The sequence below is a fragment of the Humisphaera borealis genome (assembly GCF_015169395.1).
Lineage (GTDB): Bacteria > Planctomycetota > Phycisphaerae > Tepidisphaerales > Tepidisphaeraceae > Humisphaera > Humisphaera borealis.
Window position 1 is genome coordinate 2,456,854 of the sequence record NZ_CP063458.1, and the last position, 19,842, is coordinate 2,476,695.

Here is a 19,842-nt window from a genome sequence, read left to right on the forward strand (position 1 = left end):
CGAACTGGGCCCGGTACGGCCGACTTGCTTACTTTCCGGCGCTTGCATCATTTGATCCCAAAGAAGGGATGAAGCGCCTTAAAGCATGCGAGCGAGAGGAGCGTGCCGCGTCCAGGCATTGGCTCATCCTTGGATGGGTCGCTGTTCTTGGATTGATCGCCTTCTTCGGAGCACTTTCGTACTTCAATCCTCACGCGCGAATGTTCATGTTTCTCGGAAACATCCCCGGTCCGATCTTCAACCATCTTGTGCATCGACGAGTTCGCCGACGCGTGGAGATGAGGGTCGCCGCCGAACTTCGTGATGGTCGGCATTGGAAGTGCATCGAATGCGACTATGACCTGCGCGCATCGGAAGACCGCTGTCCCGAATGCGGTGCGCCGGTCCATGTTGTTCCACCTGCGGATAGCAGGTGAGCCCTTTCGATGTCGATCGTCGTGAAGATCGACCTACGATTTCCTCACAAACTGCGTCTTCAACTGCATCGCTCCGATGCCGTCGATCTTGCAATCGATGTCGTGGTCCCCGTCAATCAGGCGGATATTCCTGACTTTCGTCCCGGCCTTCACCACGTTCGAACCGCCACCCTTGACCTTAAGGTCTTTGATGACGGTGACGCTGTCGCCGTTCTGAAGTTCGTTGCCGTTGGCGTCGCGCCAGACGCGGGTTTGCTCGGTCGAAGCGGCATCGGCCGACTCGGTACGGCTCCATTCGTGGGCGCACTCGGGGCAGATGTAGAGCGTCGATTCGATGTAGGTGTACTCCGACTTGCACTGGGGACAGGGAGGCAGGTCGCTCATGGGTTCTCCGAGGGTTCGCAGGACGGGCCGTCCAAACTTGCGGCCATATTGCAAGCGTGATTCTACAGGCGGTCGACGGCAACCGGGCACGAGGGTTTCCCTCGGGGGCGACGGTGCTTCGTTTCTGCTAACTTTACCGACGCGGGCCTGTGATCCAAAACACCGAATGTGTTTGCGTCTGTCCGATCGGACGGCGACCGTTCCGAGGGAGGCACGCGGCCCTTCGAAAGTCCCCATGAAATACATCATCAGTTGGTTCGAGCGTCCGCAGGGTTCGCCGATCGAGTACGAGAACGCTCAGAAGCGAATTCTTGAAGTCTTCGGGCAGTGGAAAGCACCGGCCAACTTCAAGATCGAGTTCTTTGTGATCCGCGTCGGCGAATGGGGCGGGCACATGCTCATGGAGTGCGACGATCCGGTGACGATTCACAAGTTCTGCTCGATGCTGCCCTCGTTCGTTTTTGAGGTGCATCCGGTGATCCCGGTCGAGGAAGCGGTTCGCGGCGAACTCGAAGTGATCGCCTGGCGGGACGGGCTTAAAGGCAAGTGAAGGCGGGACGGCTGACGGCCGTCAGGCGGCAATCCCCACGACCAGAAGCATCATCGCCGAAGCCGCGGCGGCGGTTCGCACATGATTCCACCACGTCCACCGCCGGAGGTAGTCGGACCAGATACGCTGGCCTTCGGCGTCGTCCGGGTTCACCTTCGCCAGCGCGTCGTTCAGCGGCACGTTGCCCGCGATGGTGACGCCGAATGTCCCGACGATATACAGCAGGCTGCCGGCGATGATGTACAGAGATGCCGGGGATTGCCAGTGCCACACGGCAGCGACAACAACCCCCGCGGCGACGACGACCGTGCCCATGAAGACGCCGAGGAACGCAGGATTCAAGACGACAATGTTGATCTGCTGCATCGCCCGGATGCCCTCGGCCGGCGACAGGCGGGCGAGTGCCTTCATGACGAAGGTCGAGAACGCGAAGAATACGCCGGCGACCAGGCCGGAACCGACCGCGGCGGCAAGCGTCAGCAGAAAGAACCAGGGGTGGTTGGGGAGCATGTCTACGTGAGGTTAGGCATGACGGCGCGCGAGGACCAACGGCCGGCGAAAGTGTCGTTGCAGGGTGGCATGGGCAACGGTACTCCGTTGCCCGTGTCGAACGTCATGTGGCGTCCACCACGGGCAAGCGAGTACCCTTGCTCATGCCACCCAAACGCACGCGGAAACTCAGGTACCGCGGCTATCCGTCAACGCAACAAGCCCACCCTTGCGGGTGGGCTCGTTGTTGATGCAGGCAATTCGTGGCGACGACGGGGCCGGGCTAGATCGCCTTAGGGTAGAAAGGGCGCTGCCCTCCCGAGTTGGTCTGCTGGGCCGCCGGGTGCGGGATCGTGTCGGAATTCGCCCGCGGGTGGGCCGAGTTGTACGCGTCCTTCATCCGGGCGGTCGTCAGGTGCGTGTAGACCTGCGTGGTGCTCAGACTCTGATGCCCGAGCAGTTCCTGCACGCTTCGCAGATCGGCACCGTTGTTGAGCAGGTGCGTCGCGAAGCTGTGCCGCAGGGTGTGCGGGCTGATGCCGGGATCGAGGCCGGCCTGCACGAGATACTTGTCGAGCTTGCGGCGGACCGAGCGGGTGCTCAGCGGTTCGCCGTGCTTGTTCAGGAACACACGGGCGGCATACGGGCCATTGCAGCGCGGCTCCATCGACCGCATTTCAAAGTACTTCTGCAACGCCTTGATCGCCTGGCTGCCGATCGGGGTCAGGCGGTCCTTGCGGCCCTTGCCACGAACCCGCAGCACGCCTTCAACCAGGTCCAGGTCCTGCATCTCCAGCTCGACCAGTTCGCTGACGCGGATACCGGAGGAGTAGAGGATTTCGAGCATCGCCCGGTCGCGGCCGGCGAGGATGTCGCCGTCGCCGGGGGCATCGAGCAGCTTCTGCACCTGTTCCAGGTCCAGGCACTTGGGCAGGCGCTTGTCCTGCTTGGGCGTGCGGATCGTTACCAGCGGGCTGGCACCGACCATGCCCCGGCGGATGAGGAACTTGTAAAAGCTCCGGAGCGTCGCCAGCTTCCGTGCCGTCGTGCTCTTGGTGTAGTTCTGGGCGTAGAGGTAGGTCAGGAACTCGCGAACCGTCGTCGGCTCGCACTTGACCTTCCGCTCGTCCACCTGCGCTGCGGTCATCTTCTGCGCCGGAGCGACATTGCCCACGCCCGCACCGATCTCGCCGGCGAGATACTGACCGAACTGCTGAAGGTCAGCGCCGTAGCTCTTGACCGTGTAATCGCTGAAGTGGCGTTCAAGCTTGAGGTAGTCCAGGAACTGGCGGACCAGCGGAGTGAACTCCTTCTCCTGAGGAGCCGCGGCCTTTGCGCCGGTGTGCTTGAGCCCCGGAGCAGACGAGGCGACCGACGGCAGTGCGCCGATCGATCCGATCGTCCTTGAATCGGGAATCGGGGTTGGATGAGTTGGAAAAACGGTGGCGCTATTCATAGGTACCGGCGTGGCACGAGGACATCCTCTGACCGATGTGAGCCGCCGCCGGCACATCGACTCGGCTTTGCATTCGCCGAACCGTCCGGGGGCGCAAGGGCGTGGGACGATCCTCGTTCCACGTGGGTCGTTACGAACTGACCCGAGATCCGATCTGCTGTCTTTCATCCCGCCTGCCGTCGGCATGGCCGCGGACAAACGGAAGCGATAAACCGAGTTATGCTGCTTTCTTCGGCAAATACGTCATCAATTCTTTCGCCAAATGCTGGCCGAGCTGATGAGACAGCACGGCGGCGTCAAACCAGTCGAACGGCATCTCGCGGCGATGAACCATTTCGACCAGCGCGTCGAGCACCCTGGGCTCGTCTCCCACCTCATACCGAAAGCAGAACCGGTGCTGCCCCTTGACGAGACTGAGCGTCTTAAAGACCGGCTCTTGGGTGTTGGAAGAGGGCTGGGTGACTGGGTCGGGCATGGTGACTCTTGAATCTCAGACTTGAGACGGCGGACTCCACAACTCACGTCTGGCGTCCGCCTCGTTATCCCTTCATCGGCCGAACCACATCATTCCCTTTGCCTTCAACGCGTTGTGACTTTTTCCGGATCGCTGCCGGCCCGATTTGCACCTTCAGGGCGCTTCAGTTCCTGCAGCAATACGGGGCCTGCGGAGTTCGTACCGGCCGAGGCAACCGCCGGCGGTCGTGCCGCCGCGCCCAGACGCCGCGCCTCGGCTCGAAGCAGGTCGCCAATCAGCGTGTGGTAGGCAAATCCCACATATCGGTCCATGTTGACGAAATACTCGCGATCGCCCATCGGGCTGACAGGATCGTGCCGGCCCCTGGCATACCCGGACAGTGCTTCACGCACCGTGCCGTTGGCGGCGTCGAACATGCCTATCGCCTGGACGAAGTCGTTCTGAGTCGGCCCGGCGGGCATCAGGGTCGGGTCAGGTGCGGCCTGGCGGGTCATCTCTCGGACATCGACCGCCGGGATGCCTCCCATCCGCGCCGAGCGGAACATTTGCAGGCTCCCGCCCCACTTGGGCGGATCGTAGGGGTCGTACGCTGTAACAGTCGGTACAACCAGCGCGTCGCAACCCAAGGCCTCGCAAACGATCGCCGCCTGCGTTGCCGACTGCACCTGCTCGATGCGTAATGCGGCGTAGACCTGGATCGTTCGATCCACCGGTATCACCGTCAGCCCGCGCACCTCCTGCAGCTTGTGGTACAGGATGTCGGATTGCAGCAGCGGATCGACCTCACGCTGCCCGCTCAGGTTGATCGCCGGGGCGATCGCCCAGACCTGCGGCTGCGCTCCCGGCAAAATCGAGACGACTTCCGAGCCATAGGGCTTGGGCTTGCTCGAGCAACCCATACCCATCGCCGCAATGGCGATGACGCCCAATCCGAGTCTAAAGATGCTCCGCATCAATCGCATATCGCTTCGTCCTTGAAGCAGTTTTGTCTTGTGGCATGGGCATGTACTCATGCCCGTGTCTTCTCCGAGGCATCGCAAGCACGGGCATGAGTACCTGCCCATGCCACAATGCAACTACTCACTACTCACGAATATCGCTGCGACTTCCCGGCGCACCGTTTTGGAACGGGTCGGGGTTCGCACCCGTTGCGGCCGGACCACCCGGCTTGACGGGTTCGGGCGCACGGTCATGACCGGCCAGTTCGAAGGCCCGTCTCGGGTCGGCGCGAACCGACCAGACGCACTCAGCCCCGCCGCGATCACTGACGAAATAGACTCGATTGTCCGCGCCCCAGAACGGCGACAGGTTCGTGCCGTTGCCGTCGGTCAGGCGCTGGCGGTTGCCGCCGTCGGCATCCACCGTCCAGACGTCCTGCTGGCCGTACTGCTTGGCCATCGCGAGCTTCTTTTGATCGGTTTCCGTTCCGACTCTCGCCGGTTCGACGATCGTCGCGAACGCCAGCTTCTGCCCGTCCGGGCTCCAGCAGGGCGTGACGACGGCGGCATTGGGGCTCGAGACGACTTCCGTCATCCGCCGACCTTCGCCTTCAATCAGATCGAGCGTCCAGATGCTGAACCAGCGGGTGCCGCGCTGCCGGCTCTTCTGGAAGGCGATCCGGTCCACCTTCTTGTCCGGGCACCACCGCGGGAAAATGCCGTAGCCGATCATTCGCTTTTCGCCGGAGCGCAGGTCGGCGACCCACAGTTCCCACTGGGCACTGCGGCTACCGATGGCGCTGTAGACGATTCGCGTGCCGTCGGGGCTGAACGACGGCTGCACGCACTGCATGTTGCCGTTGGTCACCTGGACGACATTCCGGCCGTCGGTGTCCATCGTGTAGATCTGCCACACACCCGCCCGCGTGCTGGAGAAGCAGATCTTTCGGCCGTCGGGGCTGAAGCTGGGGAATGCGTCGTCGGCGGCGTCGTTGGTGAGCTGCGTGACGGCGGTCCCGTCGACGCGCTGCATGTAGATATCGGTGTGCTCGTTGTGCCGTGTGCTGCTGAACAGCAGCCATTTGCCGCTCGGGTCGACCGACACTTCCGAATCGGAGCCCTCGTCGGTGAACGTGTGCTGCTGGAAGCCGGCGTCGCCGACAACGCGGCTGAGCGGGCGCGGTCCGCCCATTTCGCCGAACACATTGACCGGCACTGACTTCACCTCGCCCAATCCCGGCACGCCTGCCTGCGGCGGACCCCAGGGATCGGCGACGACGAGCTTGGTTTCTTTCGCGCCCCGCTTGCCCGGATCGATCACCGGCCGGCCGTTCTCGTACTGAACGCCGTTGACGGTATGGCGGACTTCCTTGGGCGCGGAGCTGCAACCGGTGATCAGCATCGCGGCGGCGAGAGCACATCGCGCGAGGGCGCGGTTTCGCGACGGCGCGGTGGTGACAGCGGAATGTGCCGGTCGGCTCGGGGGCATGTGCGATTGGCTCTCGGGCCTTCGGCCCATCGGACGCACCTGCGAGCTCCGCCGCCGGGTGTCCCTCTGCCACTGCTTATCGGCCGATCCTCGGCCTTGCATGTACGCGGTCTTAGCGCAGTCCGCTCTCGGTCGTTATCGGACTGCCGGTGCCACGAGCTTGAGCATTCATCACTTACGATAGAATGCCGGGCAAAAGCCAATTCCAATCGTTGCTGACGATCGGTGTTACAACCGTTAAGCTCGGTGCAGGCGTAAATCCTGAGTTCGCGCCCGTTGCTGAAACCGCCTTCGACGAGACGTCTCCGGTACCACGGGCCGGCGGTACTCCTAAGACCCGTGAGCAAGTGACGCGTCGGCACGGGTCTCCGGAGTACCGGCGACCCGTGGCACCAATTCGCCCGACGTAGACCTGCCAATCCCATGACGACTCAACGCCTCACCGGCAAAGTCATCCTCATCACCGGCAGCACGACCGGCATCGGCGCCGCAATGGCCCGGCGGTTTGTCGCCGAGGGCGCACAGGTTCTGGTTCATGGGCTCGAACGCCCCGCCGGCGAAACGCTCGTCGCCGGCCTGGCCGGGAACGCTGCGTTGCACATCGACGATCTGTCCGATCCACTCGCCGCCGGGCGGACGGTCGCGGCGGCGGTCGCCGCATTCGGCCGGCTCGACGCGGTCGTCAACAACGCCGCTTGGGTCATCCGCAGCAACATCGCGACTACGGACGCCACGCTGTTCGACCGCTGCATGGCGATCAATGTGCGTGCGCCGATGTTGCTGATTCAGGCCGCGCTGCCGCACCTGGAAGCGACCAGCGGCTGCGTGCTGAACATCGGTTCCATCAACGGCTACTGCGGCGAGCCGAACCAGCTCGCCTACAGCATGTCCAAGGGCGCACTGATGACGATGAGCCGAAACCTGTCGGATGCCCTGGGATCGCGGAAAGTCCGCGTCAATCACATGAACCTGGGCTGGGTGCTGTCGGAGAACGAGTACAAACTGAAGGTCAGCGAAGGGTCGCCACCCGACTGGCACGTGCACCCGCCGGCGGCATTTGCGCCGTCGGGCCGCATCCTGACGCCCGAGCAGGTCGCCGCCGCCGCGGTTTATTGGGTGTCCGACGAGAGCCGGCCGGTCAGCGGAACGGTGATGGAGTTGGAACAGTACCCGGTCATCGGGCGGAACCCGGTGAAGTAGCGAAAAATCGTCGTCAGTGAAACGGGCTTCCAGCCCGTGCATGGTGCGCCGGAGTAGGCAATCGTTCACACCAGCAAGCATTGAACCGCGCGCACGGGCTGGAAGCCCGTGTCACTGACGGAGCCGTCAAAGGTCGAATCCTGTTCAGCGATCGAACCATCCTGAGCCTACCCATGCCCAAACTCGCCGCATTCCCCAAGGCCTATCTCGACGACCTCTGCGTCCACAACACCATGTCGATCCGCCAGTGGATCGAGCTGGCGTCCACACTCGACATCGACGGGCTGGAGTTCTACAGCGGCTTCACTGAGCTTGAGTCGCCGGTCAACTGGCGAGAATCCAGGCGCATCGCTTCTGACAAGGGGCTGGCGATTCCCATGCTCTGCTGCTCGCCGGACTTCACCCACCCCGATCCCCGCTTTCGCCAGGAGCAAATCGACAACGAGAAACGCTGGATCGACATGTCAGCGGCACTGGGCGCGACCTTCTGCCGCGTCCTGTCCGGCCAGCGGCGGCCGGACGTCTCCCGCGAGGACGGCCTGAACTATGTCGTCGAAAGCATCTACGCCTGCCTGCCCCACGCCGCCGAGCAAGGCGTCACGCTGATCCTTGAGAACCACTACAAGGACGGCTATTGGCAGCACCCCGAGTTCGCCCAGAAGATGGACCTGTTCCTCGACCTGGTTTCACGCATCGACCATCCCAGCTTCGGCGTGAACTACGACCCCAGCAACACCATCTTGGCCGGCGAAGACCCGTTGGAACTGCTCGCCAAGGTCAAGCACCGGGTAGTGTCAATGCACGCCAGCGACCGGTACCTCGCCGAGGGAACGATTGAAGACCTGATGAAGGAAGAAGACGTCACCGGCTACGCCAAGCGGCTGAAGCACGGCGAAATCGGGAAGGGAATGAACGACTACGACGCGATCTTCCGCGAACTCAGGGGCGTGGGCTTCGACGGCTGGATCAGCATCGAAGACGGCGTGGATGGCATCGACCAGCTCCGTCGCAGTGCGGATTTCCTGCGCCGGAAGATGGCGGAGCACTTCAAGTGAAGCAGGGCGGGCAATGCCCGCCCTGCTTGCTACCCTTTCACGGCTTGGCCGCCTTGAGCTTCTCGATCAGGTAATCCCAGACCTGCGGATGTTTCACATCCGGCGCGCCGGGGTACACCAGTTCACACGGCACGTTCACACTCTTGAGCTTCTCCTGCAGCTTTACGCCAAAGTTCGACGTGTGCGTCGGATCTTTCTGATCCTGGCCCATCGCCGGCGGCGCCGAGTACGTCATGTAAATGGGCGCATCGTCGGCCGTCACCAGGGCGTACGGCGAATACTCCGCGATCCACGGGAGAATGGTGTCGCGCTTCTGGAGGAACTCGTCGAACTGCGAGAGTTTCTTGTCCTTGTCACCGGTGAAACCGAAGGCGTGACCGCCGTACTTGCTGTTGGGGGTCCACTCCTTCATCTGTTGCGGGTCGAGCGTGGTCTGGGCACCGTTGACAGCGGCGCACCAGAGGCGGGTCGATTCGCGGGCAAGCGGGTCGGTGCTGGTGGGGTCGGCCATGTCGGGGTGGAATGCGAGCCAGAGGCTGGAGCAGGCCCCGGCCGATCCGCCGGTCGCGCCGATGCGGGCCTTGTCGATGTTCCACTCGCCGGCCTTGCTACGGACGAACTGCAGCGCGCGGGCGGCATCGTGCAACGGTGCCTTGACCGGCGGTTTCACACCCTGCGCGACGGCCTGCGGCACGTACCGATAGTTGATCGAAACGACGGAAATCCCAGCGGCGAGGTACTTTTCGATCCCACTGACCCGGGCCTTGTCACCGGCATTCCAGCCGCCGCCGTGGATATTGAACACCACCGGTGTCGGAGTCGCCGATTCGGCCTTCCAGAAATCCAGTACGTTGCGCTCGTGCTCGCCGTAGCGGACGTCCGCCATCGTGGGCTTGATGGTCGGTGCGGCTGGCGGTTTGGCCGGGGCGGCGGGTGGCTTGGCGGGCGCGGCAGGCTTGGCCGGGGCCGACCCCTTCGCGGGAGCATCTGCCGCGAACGATGGGACACCGACCGCGCACAAGGCGGTCGACAGAATGAGCGATTTAAGACGCATGGACGATCCTCCTCGGAACTTTGGGGCTTGAACGGTTGAACGGGGTCATTTCATCCCCCTGCCGGCGTGGGTTCAAGGGCGAACGAATCGAAGTGCACGCAATTCCAAACCGCAATCACCCGGTTGGGTGAGCTGGCGACGGCACGACCGCGACAAGACGCACTTAGGAAATGGGCCCGCCCTACTTCCCGCTCATCAAAAGACTTAGACTACCGTTGCTATGTCCACCCGACTCATCGACCTCGTCGAGAACCTGCCGCGCAACCGTGTCGTCCTGCTCGGGGACTTCATGATGGACCGCTACCTCTACGGCAACGCCGAGCGGCTGAGCCCCGAAGCGCCAGTGCCGGTGCTGCATTTCCAGAACGAAGAATACCGCCTGGGCGGCGCCGGCAATGTGGCCGGCGGACTGGCGGCATTGAACGCCGACGTGCGCGTGGTCGGCGTCATGGGCGACGACGAGATGTCGCATAAGCTCACCGAACACCTTCGCGACTGCGGCTGCGATACCACCGGCTTGGTCTGCTGCAGCGGACGGCCCACCACGACCAAGATGCGGCTTGTCGGCTCGGCGCAGCACCGCCATCCGCAGCAGATGCTTCGGCTGGATTTCGAACAGTCGTCGGCGTTATCCAGGGCCGATGAAGACAAACTGATCGCGTCGTTCACCACGGCGATCGCGGGTGCCTCCGTGGTCTGTATCGAGGACTACAACAAGGGCGTCGTCACCGAACGGGTTTGCCAGGAAGTCATTCGCATCGCCAAAGCCAGGGGCCTACCGGTGCTGATCGACCCGGCGAACATCCCTGACTACTCCAAATACACCGGCGCGACTTGCATCAAGCTCAACCGTATCGAGACGCACAAGGCGACGGGCATTCGGCCCAGTACGCCTGAAACGTGCGAGGCGGCCGCCAAAGTACTGATCGCCCGGCTCGGCCTGGAGGCGGCGATCATCACCATGGATAAGGACGGGGCGTATCTGGGCCTTTATGAAGGCGATACCTTCGTCGGCGAGCAGCTCCGCACCCGCGCTCGGCAGGTTTACGACGTCACCGGCGCCGGCGACATGGTGCTGGCGATGCTCGCGGTCGCCCGGGCGGCGGGCGCAACCTGGCACGAGGCGGTCATGCTGGCCAATGTCGCCGGCGGGCTGGAAGTCGAGAAGTTTGGCGCGATACCGATCAAGCCACACGAAATCGTCCAGGAACTCATGAGCGAGGCCCACGAAGGCCTGGGCAAGCGGCGGACGCTCGAGCAGCTTCTCCCCGAGCTGGCCCGCCATCGCGGGGCCGGCCGTCGTATCGTCTTCACCAACGGCTGCTTCGACCTCATCCACCTGGGTCACGTCAAGTATTTCCGGTTTGCCAAGGCGCAGGGCGATCTATTGGTCGTCGGTGTGAACACCGACGCCAGCATCCAGCGTCTAAAGGGGAGCAAGCGGCCGATCGTCAACGAAGACGACCGCACAGAGGTGCTGCAGGAACTGGAGAGCATCGACTACCTGGTGCTGTTCGGCGAAGACACGCCGATCAACCTGATCCAGGCCGTACGCCCGGACGTGCTGGTCAAAGGGGCGGATTACGCCAAGACGGCAGTCGTGGGTTGGGACTTCGTCGAAGCGTATGGCGGCAAGGTCGCCCTGGCACCGCTGATCGACGGCCGAAGCACGAGCAACGTGATCAGCCGAATCCTGGACGCATACGGCGGGCAGAAGTGATCGGACGCTTGGCGATCGCATGCGTTTGTGAAGTATCGCCGATCGACCGCCCCGCTAGCGTGTTCCTGGCGTCTGAGATCGAAGGTCGTCGCAGGCTTAGGATGAGAACCGGCGCTGTTTCGGGTGACGAAGATTTCATCGGCAGTTCGGCGCTCACGGCCCCGCTCGGCACGCCTATAAATGACATAGGTCGGCACGTGCGGCCGGAAACGAATCACTTTCAGCAAGGAGCAATGCCATGAGTATCGCCAATGAAATCCCCGTCGGTGCCGGATCACCCCCCGACCAAGGCCGCGACCTGAAGCAGACGGCCAACGATGTGAAGGACGCGGTGGTCGAAAAGGCCGCCGAGGTCCGCGATCGCGCGTCGGCGATGTACGAAACGGGCAAGGAGAAGGCATCGGCGATGTACGACGCAGGTAAGGAGAAGGCATCGCACCTGTACGACGCCGGCAAGGAAAAGGCCGCCGCGTACTACGAGCAGGGCAAGGCGACCGCCAGCGAATACCTGCACGAAGGTGCCGATCGGGCCAAGCAGTTCGAGCATCAGGTCGAAGACTACATCCGCCAGAAGCCGATTCAATCGGTGTTGATCGCAGTCGGCGTCGGCGTGGTGCTGGGCGCTCTGTTGAAGCGGTAAGTGACGCGAGCTGATACCGTGGTCGGCGAAGTCCCCGTTGCAGAGGGAAGTCCACATGGCACCCAATCCGCCTCCCGATCCCGTGCCGCCGGCCTCCGCCGGCGGACGATTCTCCGACGAGCCGACCGCCTCGCCCAACGATTCCTGGAAGGAAGCGATCGCGTCGGTGATCGAGCGCATCGGCGAAATCCGGGAGTATGCCAGCTACTACGTCGCGGCCCAGACTGATTCGATCAAGACCAAGGCGACATGGATCGCGATTTACATCGGATTGGGCGTTGTCGCGGCCGTGATTGCGATTGCGGCGCTGGCGACGCTCGGCGTGCTGCTGATTTCCGGCATTGCCGGCGGCCTGGGCGAGTTGTTCGGCAGGGCCTGGCTCGGGCATCTTGTCACCGCGGTCGGACTGCTGGCTTTGTTCGGAATTGGAACATGGGTGGGACTTAAGGTGCTGCGCAGCAGCTTGAAACGGAAGTTGATGGCCAAGTATGAGCAGCGACACCAGGAACAACGTCGGCGGTACGGCTCGGACGTCGGCCAGCGGGCCGCGGAACGCGAACATGCCCAACCCGACCAAGCCTAGCGCGAAGCAGGACAAGCGGTCGGCGGATTACGACGCCGCCCTTGATCCGACCGTGCCCGATGCCGACCTGAAGATCGAGCAGTACCTTCGTCGGCAGTCGGAGCGCGCCAAGGCCGCCATGCTCGGCGCCGCCGATGCAATGAAGTCCACCGCCATGGCGAAGGTTAAGACCGTGATGCCCGGCGGTGGTTCCGGCAACGGTGAAGCGCCGGCTAACGGCGGTGTGGGTGGCACAACCGGCGGCTTTAGTGCCACGGCTCCGATTCAGTTCGTTAAAAAGCACCCTTGGTACACCGTCGGGGCAGCGACAGCCGTCGGCTTCCTCGGCGCTTCCTACCTCAATCCGACCCGTTACGGCCGGCTACGCGGCAAGCTTAAATCTCTCGAAAAGCGACTCGCCGAGCAGGAGAAGATCGCCAGACATCCGCCGGTTGCCGGCGACAGCAAAGCCGAGACCGCCGCCAAGAGTTCGTTCCTTTCGAGCCTGGGCACGCTGCTGCTGACGCAGGGACTGAACATCGTCAAGCCGATCGTCACCGCGTACGTGGAGCCCCTGTTGGCCGGTCGGGGCCACGAGCAAAACGGGCATGATGTCAGCGGGCAGTATGCAGGGGTCGCGACCGGCCCGACGCCGACCGACGACATTCCCGACGACAAGGCACCGCCTAGAGCCGCCGGCGATCCGTCGATCTGACGGGCTTCCTAGCATACGTCGAGAACCGACACCAAAAAGCAGAGAGCAGGCCATCGCGATGCCCTGCTCTCGTCGTTTGTATGCCGTGATCGTTCGCCGTCCAGCGAACCAAGGCAATCACTCGTCGTCGTCGTCGACAACAGCCTTCTTCTTGCGGGGCGGCGGCGGACGACGACGGCCGGAGTTCTTGATCACCGATCGCCAGAAATCGGCTTCGCTCAGCGTCTGCCCCGACACCTTGTTGAACTCGTTGCGGGCCGAATTGAACGCATCGCTGTAAGGCAACAGCTTGCCACTGGAGCCGTGCCGCACCAGAACCGACTTGAGCTGCTTGACCTGCTCTTCGCTCATGGGGGGTGCAATCACTTCCGGATCGGAGGCAAAGCTTCCCGATCGGCCGTACTTCAGCAGCGCGGCGAACACCTGCTCGCCGTCAGCGTTTTTGAAGGTTCGGTCCTGGAAATCCTGGATGAGCTGCTCGTACGCGGGCGTGTAGGGCAGTTCATCGCGCGGGGCACCGACGGCATTATAGAGCTCCTGGAGGTGCTCCTGTTCGATTTCACTCAGCTTCAGCGCGGGCTTCATCTCGTCTCCGTGTGGGTCGTCCGTACCGTGGCATCATATGGAATTCCACAGCCTTACGTAAGGGCGGCCGGGACCAAACGGGGACTTTGGCAGGATTGCTCGCTCCGGCGCAGGCAGGCTTCCCCTTGCCGTGCCGCTGACCGTATCGTACCGGCCGTCGCAGCCCGAAGCCGCAGCCCATGGAACCATCCGCGACTGACAACCCGCCCCCTCGGCCCCTCCGCGAGATCGCGATCGCGTTCACGCGCCTCGGCTTCACGGCGTTCGGCGGGCCGGCGGCCCATGTCGCTTTGATGGAGGACGAGTTCGTCCATCGCCGCCGATGGCTCTCCCGCCAACACTTCCTCGACCTCGTCGCCACCCTCAACTTCATTCCCGGCCCCAACTCGACCGAACTGGCGATTCACCTGGGCCTGATTCGCGCCGGATGGCGCGGTCTGGTCGTCGCCGGCGTCTGCTTCATCACCCCGGCGATGCTCATCATCCTGCCGATCGCCTGGATGTACGTGCGGTTCGCCGGCGCAGGCGTACAACCCCCGGCGGCCGTCCTGGCCGCGCTGCAGGGGATCGGCGCCGTGGTCGTCGCGATCCTGGCGATCACCGCGTTCCGCCTGGCCCACACGGCGGTAACGACGCGACGGGCGGTCGTCATCGCGCTGCTGACGCTGCCCGCCGAATTGCTGATCCGCCGATACACGCTGCTGCAATCCGAGATCGTCATCCTGGCGGCGGCGGCGGTAGTCGGTGCGGTTGGTGCGGTCGCGGCAAGCAGGCGGGTTCCGCCGGCGACGACGCTTGCGATCATCCCCCAAACGGTCGGCGCGATCGCGTCGGCGTTCGGCCCTGTCGTCACAGGCGTGAAATCCACGCTGCAGTGGATCGCCGCGGCGATGACGCTCGGCCCGGCCGGCACCGAGTTCCTGCGGCTCGCGTGGTACTTTCTCACCGTCGGCGGAACCCTTTTCGGCAGCGGCTACGTGCTGGTGAACTACCTGGAGACCGGCCTGCTCCAGCAGCACGGCTGGCTGACGCACCGCCAGGTTGCCGACGCCGTCGCCGTCGGCCAGGTCACGCCCGGCCCGCTGCTGACGACGGCGACTTTCGCCGGCTACGTGCGCGGCCATGCCATCACCGGTACCGACGCCGGCGGCCTGACGGGCGCAGTCGTCTCGACGGTGGCGATCTTTCTGCCCGCGTTCGTGCTGGTCGCACTCTTCGGCCGGGTGTTGCCCATCCTCCGCGCCAAGCCCTGGGCCCGAGGCGCGCTCGACGCCATGAACGCCGCCGTCGTCATGCTGCTGATCATCGTCACCGTCCGTTTCGCAATCGCCGCCCTGCTGCCGGACGGCACAATCGCAGTCATCCCCTGCCTGCTGTTCGCCGGTTCGCTGTCGATGATGCTGAGATGGGGCGTGAACTCGGCGATCCTGATCGCAACGGGAGCATTGGTGGGGACCCTGTCGTCAACATTCTAAGTCCGTCGTCCTATGGACGTTGAAGAGTCTGAGACATGCGGCAATTCCATGCACCACCTATCACACTCGGAAGGACGCCGAATCTCCGTCGGCTCGTGACGCTTCCAATTGTTGCCTGCGCCGCCGATGTTGCGATGACACTGACGGGCCAACCCGCCGCCTACTGGCAAGGCAACTATGCGGCCGTCTCCGAAGCCAACCCCGCCGCCCGCTGGCTCATGCAAATCCACCCGTTGCTGTTCGTCGTCGCGGGGGCAGTCAGCAGTCTCATCGTCGCGATCGTGATTCTGCGAACCAACCGGCCTCTCGCAGTTGCAGTATCGCTGCTCGTGACGTTCGGTCACACGGTCGCCGCGTGTGGATGGCTCGCCAAGAATGGCCCGGCGGGATGGGCAGCGGCGCTTGTGATACTGCTATTGGTGAACTTCGCTTTCTCCGGGCAGGAACAAAAAGGATCAAAGCTGGATGTTGCCCCCTGAGAAGCAGCGAGATCACGCAGGCTTCCGCTTGCCCGCCGGCCGCTTGCCGATCGGTAGCTGTTCCAACCGTTCGATGTTTGGGTAGGCAATCACGTCATACCCTTCCGCCCGGGTCGTGTCAGACGACGGGTTTCGAAAAACCAGTAGGGATTGGTTGAGCGTCCACGCCGCGTGCGGGGCGAGCACATCGACCGTCTTCCCACTCACGAGGTGGATCCGAAACGCGACGAATGGGTCCGTGTGAAGTTGATCTTCAAGTTCTTTTTCAGTCATGGTGCCCCTCATGATACCCGCGTCATGGCGGCCAGAAACCACAATCTAACCGGAGTCGTCGCCCCCTACCGAACAAACTTCACACCCGCCGCCGTGCGGGCGAGGGTGAAGCTGCCGAACAGGCGGACCGCCGCGCCGTAGAGGGCGGGCTCTTCCTTGCGGATCGACGAGTCGGACAACTTCTTTCCCGAACGCTTTGCCGCCTTGATCGACTTGATCACCTCGGCCTTGTCCCAGCGTTTACGCTCGCGGACCTTGACGGGGTCAATCTTGGCGGCCTTGAGGGCGGCGTCGTAGGACCCGAAGTGTCGGACCGACGCCGCGTGCAACCCCGGATCGTCGCGCTGAATGGCGCCGCTGTTGAGCGGCTCATGCCCCTTATATCTTCCCTTGAGTTCAAACAGGATGTGCTCGCGATCCCACTTGCGGTAGCGGTTAACGTCGTCGGCATCGAGGCCGGACGCGGTCAGCGCGCGGTCCCAACTGCCGAACAGCCGCGGTTGCAGCGACGCGAACGCCGCCCGACCGAGCTCGTCGCGGCGTTTGGTGACGGCAGACCAGTGCAGGTCGTCGTCCTTGCGGCGGGCGGCCTTGATCAGCGCGATGATCTTTTGCCGCGTCCAGCGCGGGCGGCGGGTAACCTCGGCGTAATCAACGCCGGCCTTTTCCACCGCGGTGCGATACGACCCGAAATGGTACGCCGCCGCCGACACCAGCGCCTGCTGCCGCGACGCCATCGCGTTGTACGAAAGATCGCGCCCCTGGGCGTAGAGCTTTTTGACCGCCTTGACGATCTCGTCCTTGGTCCAGTGCATAAGGTATGTCGAACGTTACTGCGTCTGATGAGAATGCTCAACAAGCAAATCGGTAGACCCGGGCTTGCCGGGGAATGACGAATGACGAAACTCGACTCGACGCGAGTTCAGTTGGTCATTGATAGATTCGAGTTTCATTCGTCATTCGCATTTCGTCATTCGTCATTCCCAGTGCTGACCGGAATTCTCAACCTCGACAAGCCTGCCGGGCTGACCAGCGCCCGGGCGGTCGGCATCGTGAAGCAACTGCTGCCGCGCGGGACGAAGATCGGACACGCCGGCACGCTAGATCCGTTCGCGACCGGCGTGCTTCTGCTGCTGGTCGGCAAGGCGACCAAATCGTGCGAACGGCTGATGGACCAGCCCAAGCAGTATCTCACCACCGTTCGCCTGGGCGCGACAACCGCCACCGACGATCTGGAGTCGGAGGTAACTCCCTGGTCGCCGTCGGGTGCGCGAGGAATCACGCCGCCAACGCTCGATGCAGTCGTCGCGGCACTGCCGAGTTTCGTCGGAACGATTCAGCAGCGTCCGCCGGCGTTTAGCGCGATGAAGATCGGCGGACGACGGGCGTATGACCTGGCGCGACAGGGGCAATCGGTCGTGATGGCTCCACGCCCGGTCAACGTTTACGGCGTCGAGCTCGTCCGCTATGACTGGCCGGACCTGGTCCTCAGGATCGATTGCGGCCGGGGCACCTACATCCGGTCCATCGCCCGCGACCTCGGTGAGATGCTCGACGCCGGCGGATATCTGACCGAACTCCGCCGTACGCGGAGCGGGCAGTTTCTGGCCGAGCAGGCCGTCTCGCTTGAGACGTTGAAAGCCGACGGGCTGGAGAAACATCTGCACCCAATTCCCACGGAGATCGCATCTCCCGATTAGCGGTCGCACCGCAGGTGCACGGCCTGTCGAACTCCGTCGCGGAGCGGAAAGCCACGACGCAACAAGCCACCGATTGCCATTCATCACAAGACTTGGATATCACTGCAAATGGTGGGGATGGCGCAAGCGACCCCCACCCTTCGTGGTGATCGTTGCCCGCCGTATAATCGTCCCGTGGAACGTCGGCCAATCCAACAGCTTTCACCCGGGCTCATCAACCGCATCGCCGCGGGCGAGGTCATCGAGCGCCCGGCGAACGTCGTCAAGGAACTGGTCGAAAACGCCGTGGACGCCGGGGCGACGCAGATCACGATCGACGTCGAGGACGGCGGACGCGCCCTCATCCGCGTGATCGACAACGGCGGCGGCATCCCCCCCGCCGAGCTGCCGCTGGCGTTCGCATCTCACGCCACCAGTAAGCTGTCGAGCGACGAAGACCTGTTCCGCATCATGACGATGGGCTTCCGCGGGGAAGCGCTGGCGAGCATCGGGTCGGTGTCGCACAGCCGAATCCTGTCGCGCACCGCTGCCGACGACTCGGCGTGGGAGATCCACAACCGTGGCGGGGAGATCACCTTTCCGCAGGCCGCGGCAGGGAACGTCGGGACCTGTATCGAGGTCCGCAACCTCTTCTTCAACACGCCCGCCCGGCGGAAGTTCATCAAGGGCACCTCGACCGAGTTCGGCCACATCGCCGACATGGTCACCCGGCTGTCGCTGCCACAGCCACATATCGCGTTCAAGCTGACCCACAACGGGCGGGTGACGGCCGACCTCCCCGCGGTCGCCTCGCCCGTCGAGCGCTGGCTGACGGCCTGGCCGAGCGAGTTCCGCGACCAGAAGCTCGACATCAACTGCCGCGACGCCGAGCTGCGCATCCGTGGCGTGGTCGGCCTGCCCGAGCTGGGCCGTCCGACACCCAAATACCAGTTCGTCTACCTCAACGGCCGGCACATCCGCGACAAGACGATCATGCACGCCCTGCGCGAGGCGTTCCGCGGGCTGATGGAGCCGGGCCGGCACCCGGCGGCGATCCTGATGCTCGACGTCCCGCCCGGCGACGTCGACGTCAACGTCCACCCCACCAAGATCGAAGTCCGCTTCCGCGACAGCGGGCGGATCTACTCACTGGTGCTGTCGGGTGTTCGCGAAAAGGTGCTCGCCAGCGACCTGACTCCGACGGCGATTCCGATGAAATCGGACGTTGACGTCGCCCGCGAATCACAGGAACGCCTGGGCGTGCGGCAGCAGCTGGCGGATTACTTCAAGCAGCAGTTTTCGCCGGCGGGCGTTACGCCCGGGGTGCCGCAGCCCATGCTGCCGGTCGGCGACCCGCTGGGAGCGCGGGTCTCCTCGCCCGCCTTTGGTTTCGGCGAGCCGTTGGCGCGGTATGCACCCTCCGCGGCGGCGATCGAGAGCCCTCGTGCAGTCGGTGCGACGATGCTCTCGCCGGGCACCGAATCGAGCTCGGTGCCGAATGCAGCACCGTTCGTTAACGAGTCGGCCGAAGACGCACGCATTTCCAGGGTGCCGTTCGCGTTGCCGTCGACCACGACTGTCCCGCCACGGGCCGAGCTCCCCAAAGCCTCCGCAATCCAGCTCCACAACAGCTACCTCGTCGTCCAGAGCGATGAGGGCATGCTGATCATTGACCAGCACGCGCTGCACGAGCGGATCATGTACGAAGAGCTCCTCGCCCGCGTCAGCCGGGGGCCGATGGAGAGCCAGCGGATGCTCATTCCGCAGGTGATCGACGTCTCGTCGTCGCAGGCGGCACTACTCGAACAGATCCAGCCGGTGTTGCAGCGGATGGGGATCGACGTGACCGCGTTCGGCCCGCAGAGTGTCGCGGTGCAGGCGTTCCCCACCTTCCTCGACCGGCTGGAACCGGCGACCTTCGTCCGGGAGCTGCTGGAACGCGGCGAGCAGGAACTGCTCGACATGCACCAGGAAGAACTGATGCACGAAGTGCTCGACATGATGGCGTGCAAGGCGGCGGTCAAAGCCGGCGACCCGCTGACGCCACAGGAGATCGAAGCGCTGCTCGCCCGCCGCGACTTGGTCGACCGCAGCAGCAACTGTCCGCACGGCCGGCCGACGACGCTACGGCTGACACTCCGCGACCTGGAGAAGCAGTTCAAACGGACGGGGTTCTGAAACTGGATCGAGGATAGAGGAGCGACGATT

The 19,842-nt window shown here is 63.7% G+C and carries 22 protein-coding genes; 11 read left to right on the forward strand and 11 right to left on the reverse strand.

Annotation, left to right across the window (positions count from 1 at the left end; all coding sequences use genetic code 11):
* Positions 1-47 precede the first annotated feature (47 nt).
* Both IPV69_RS09050 and IPV69_RS09055 read right to left on the reverse strand, forming a co-directional pair.
* Positions 48-314 (reverse strand): hypothetical protein, encoded by a 267-nt coding sequence (locus IPV69_RS09050; RefSeq protein WP_206294777.1) that lies wholly within the window; start codon positions 312-314, stop codon positions 48-50.
* 135 nt (positions 315-449) lie between these two features.
* Positions 450-800 carry a zinc ribbon domain-containing protein YjdM gene (locus tag IPV69_RS09055; RefSeq protein WP_206294778.1) on the reverse strand — a complete coding sequence of 117 codons (351 nt, stop codon included), beginning with the start codon at positions 798-800 and terminating at the stop codon, positions 450-452.
* Positions 801-1,035: 235 nt separating this feature from the next.
* Between IPV69_RS09055 and IPV69_RS09060 the strand changes: the two genes are divergently transcribed.
* Positions 1,036-1,350: a DUF3303 domain-containing protein gene (locus tag IPV69_RS09060; RefSeq protein ID WP_206294779.1), complete on the forward strand. Its 315-nt coding sequence runs from the start codon at positions 1,036-1,038 to the stop codon at positions 1,348-1,350.
* Positions 1,351-1,371: 21 nt separating this feature from the next.
* Here the strand turns inward: IPV69_RS09060 and IPV69_RS09065 are convergent, their stop codons facing one another.
* The 5 genes from IPV69_RS09065 to IPV69_RS09085 all read right to left on the reverse strand — a co-directional run bounded on the left by IPV69_RS09065 (position 1,372) and on the right by IPV69_RS09085 (position 6,197).
* The gene (locus tag IPV69_RS09065; protein ID WP_206294780.1) at positions 1,372-1,860 is read right to left on the reverse strand and encodes an anthrone oxygenase family protein; all 489 of its coding nucleotides are present in this window, start codon (positions 1,858-1,860) and stop codon (positions 1,372-1,374) included.
* Positions 1,861-2,122: 262 nt separating this feature from the next.
* The gene (xerC, locus tag IPV69_RS09070) at positions 2,123-3,295 is read right to left on the reverse strand and encodes a tyrosine recombinase XerC (protein WP_206294781.1); all 1,173 of its coding nucleotides are present in this window, start codon (positions 3,293-3,295) and stop codon (positions 2,123-2,125) included.
* A gap of 217 nt (positions 3,296-3,512) precedes the next feature.
* Positions 3,513-3,770 (reverse strand): hypothetical protein, encoded by a 258-nt coding sequence (locus tag IPV69_RS09075; RefSeq protein WP_206294782.1) that lies wholly within the window; start codon positions 3,768-3,770, stop codon positions 3,513-3,515.
* A gap of 104 nt (positions 3,771-3,874) precedes the next feature.
* Entirely contained in the window at positions 3,875-4,732 is an 858-nt protein-coding gene (locus IPV69_RS09080; RefSeq protein ID WP_206294783.1) for a hypothetical protein, read from the reverse strand.
* A 121-nt stretch (positions 4,733-4,853) separates the two neighbouring features.
* Positions 4,854-6,197 (reverse strand): TolB family protein, encoded by a 1,344-nt coding sequence (locus tag IPV69_RS09085; protein ID WP_206294784.1) that lies wholly within the window; start codon positions 6,195-6,197, stop codon positions 4,854-4,856.
* Between the two features lie 423 nt (positions 6,198-6,620).
* On the opposite strand from IPV69_RS09085, the gene IPV69_RS09090 reads away from it, so the two are divergent.
* Both IPV69_RS09090 and IPV69_RS09095 read left to right on the forward strand, forming a co-directional pair.
* Positions 6,621-7,397, forward strand: coding sequence for an SDR family oxidoreductase (locus IPV69_RS09090; RefSeq protein ID WP_206294785.1), 777 nt, complete (start codon positions 6,621-6,623; stop codon positions 7,395-7,397).
* 173 nt (positions 7,398-7,570) lie between these two features.
* Complete coding sequence (locus tag IPV69_RS09095) at positions 7,571-8,452, forward strand: sugar phosphate isomerase/epimerase family protein (protein WP_206294786.1); 882 nt, start codon at positions 7,571-7,573, stop codon at positions 8,450-8,452.
* A 37-nt stretch (positions 8,453-8,489) separates the two neighbouring features.
* Here the strand turns inward: IPV69_RS09095 and IPV69_RS09100 are convergent, their stop codons facing one another.
* Positions 8,490-9,506 (reverse strand): alpha/beta hydrolase, encoded by a 1,017-nt coding sequence (locus IPV69_RS09100; RefSeq protein ID WP_206294787.1) that lies wholly within the window; start codon positions 9,504-9,506, stop codon positions 8,490-8,492.
* Positions 9,507-9,726: 220 nt separating this feature from the next.
* Here IPV69_RS09100 and rfaE2 point away from each other — a divergent pair, with 220 nt between their 5' ends.
* The 4 genes from rfaE2 to IPV69_RS09120 all read left to right on the forward strand — a co-directional run bounded on the left by rfaE2 (position 9,727) and on the right by IPV69_RS09120 (position 13,143).
* Positions 9,727-11,226, forward strand: coding sequence for a D-glycero-beta-D-manno-heptose 1-phosphate adenylyltransferase (gene rfaE2, locus IPV69_RS09105; RefSeq protein WP_206294788.1), 1,500 nt, complete (start codon positions 9,727-9,729; stop codon positions 11,224-11,226).
* A gap of 238 nt (positions 11,227-11,464) precedes the next feature.
* The gene (locus IPV69_RS09110) at positions 11,465-11,866 is read left to right on the forward strand and encodes a DUF883 family protein (protein ID WP_206294789.1); all 402 of its coding nucleotides are present in this window, start codon (positions 11,465-11,467) and stop codon (positions 11,864-11,866) included.
* 55 nt (positions 11,867-11,921) lie between these two features.
* Entirely contained in the window at positions 11,922-12,449 is a 528-nt protein-coding gene (locus IPV69_RS09115; protein WP_206294790.1) for a hypothetical protein, read from the forward strand.
* Positions 12,427-13,143 carry a hypothetical protein gene (locus IPV69_RS09120; protein WP_206294791.1) on the forward strand — a complete coding sequence of 239 codons (717 nt, stop codon included), beginning with the start codon at positions 12,427-12,429 and terminating at the stop codon, positions 13,141-13,143. Before IPV69_RS09115 ends, IPV69_RS09120 begins: the two co-directional genes overlap by 23 nt.
* Positions 13,144-13,260: 117 nt before the next feature.
* Here IPV69_RS09120 and IPV69_RS09125 read toward each other — a convergent pair whose 3' ends face one another.
* Positions 13,261-13,728, reverse strand: a complete 468-nt coding sequence (locus IPV69_RS09125) for a hypothetical protein (RefSeq protein WP_206294792.1) — start codon at positions 13,726-13,728, stop codon at positions 13,261-13,263.
* 179 nt (positions 13,729-13,907) lie between these two features.
* On the opposite strand from IPV69_RS09125, the gene chrA reads away from it, so the two are divergent.
* Positions 13,908-15,203, forward strand: coding sequence for a chromate efflux transporter (chrA, locus tag IPV69_RS09130; protein ID WP_206294793.1), 1,296 nt, complete (start codon positions 13,908-13,910; stop codon positions 15,201-15,203).
* A gap of 95 nt (positions 15,204-15,298) precedes the next feature.
* Positions 15,299-15,682, forward strand: coding sequence for a hypothetical protein (locus tag IPV69_RS09135; protein WP_206294794.1), 384 nt, complete (start codon positions 15,299-15,301; stop codon positions 15,680-15,682).
* A gap of 12 nt (positions 15,683-15,694) precedes the next feature.
* Here IPV69_RS09135 and IPV69_RS09140 read toward each other — a convergent pair whose 3' ends face one another.
* Positions 15,695-15,955, reverse strand: coding sequence for a hypothetical protein (locus IPV69_RS09140; protein ID WP_206294795.1), 261 nt, complete (start codon positions 15,953-15,955; stop codon positions 15,695-15,697).
* A gap of 65 nt (positions 15,956-16,020) precedes the next feature.
* Entirely contained in the window at positions 16,021-16,770 is a 750-nt protein-coding gene (locus IPV69_RS09145; protein ID WP_206294796.1) for a hypothetical protein, read from the reverse strand.
* Between the two features lie 171 nt (positions 16,771-16,941).
* On the opposite strand from IPV69_RS09145, the gene truB reads away from it, so the two are divergent.
* Positions 16,942-17,655 carry a tRNA pseudouridine(55) synthase TruB gene (truB, locus tag IPV69_RS09150; protein ID WP_206294797.1) on the forward strand — a complete coding sequence of 238 codons (714 nt, stop codon included), beginning with the start codon at positions 16,942-16,944 and terminating at the stop codon, positions 17,653-17,655.
* A gap of 174 nt (positions 17,656-17,829) precedes the next feature.
* Complete coding sequence (gene mutL, locus IPV69_RS09155; RefSeq protein ID WP_206294798.1) at positions 17,830-19,812, forward strand: DNA mismatch repair endonuclease MutL; 1,983 nt, start codon at positions 17,830-17,832, stop codon at positions 19,810-19,812.
* Positions 19,813-19,842: the final 30 nt, after the last annotated feature.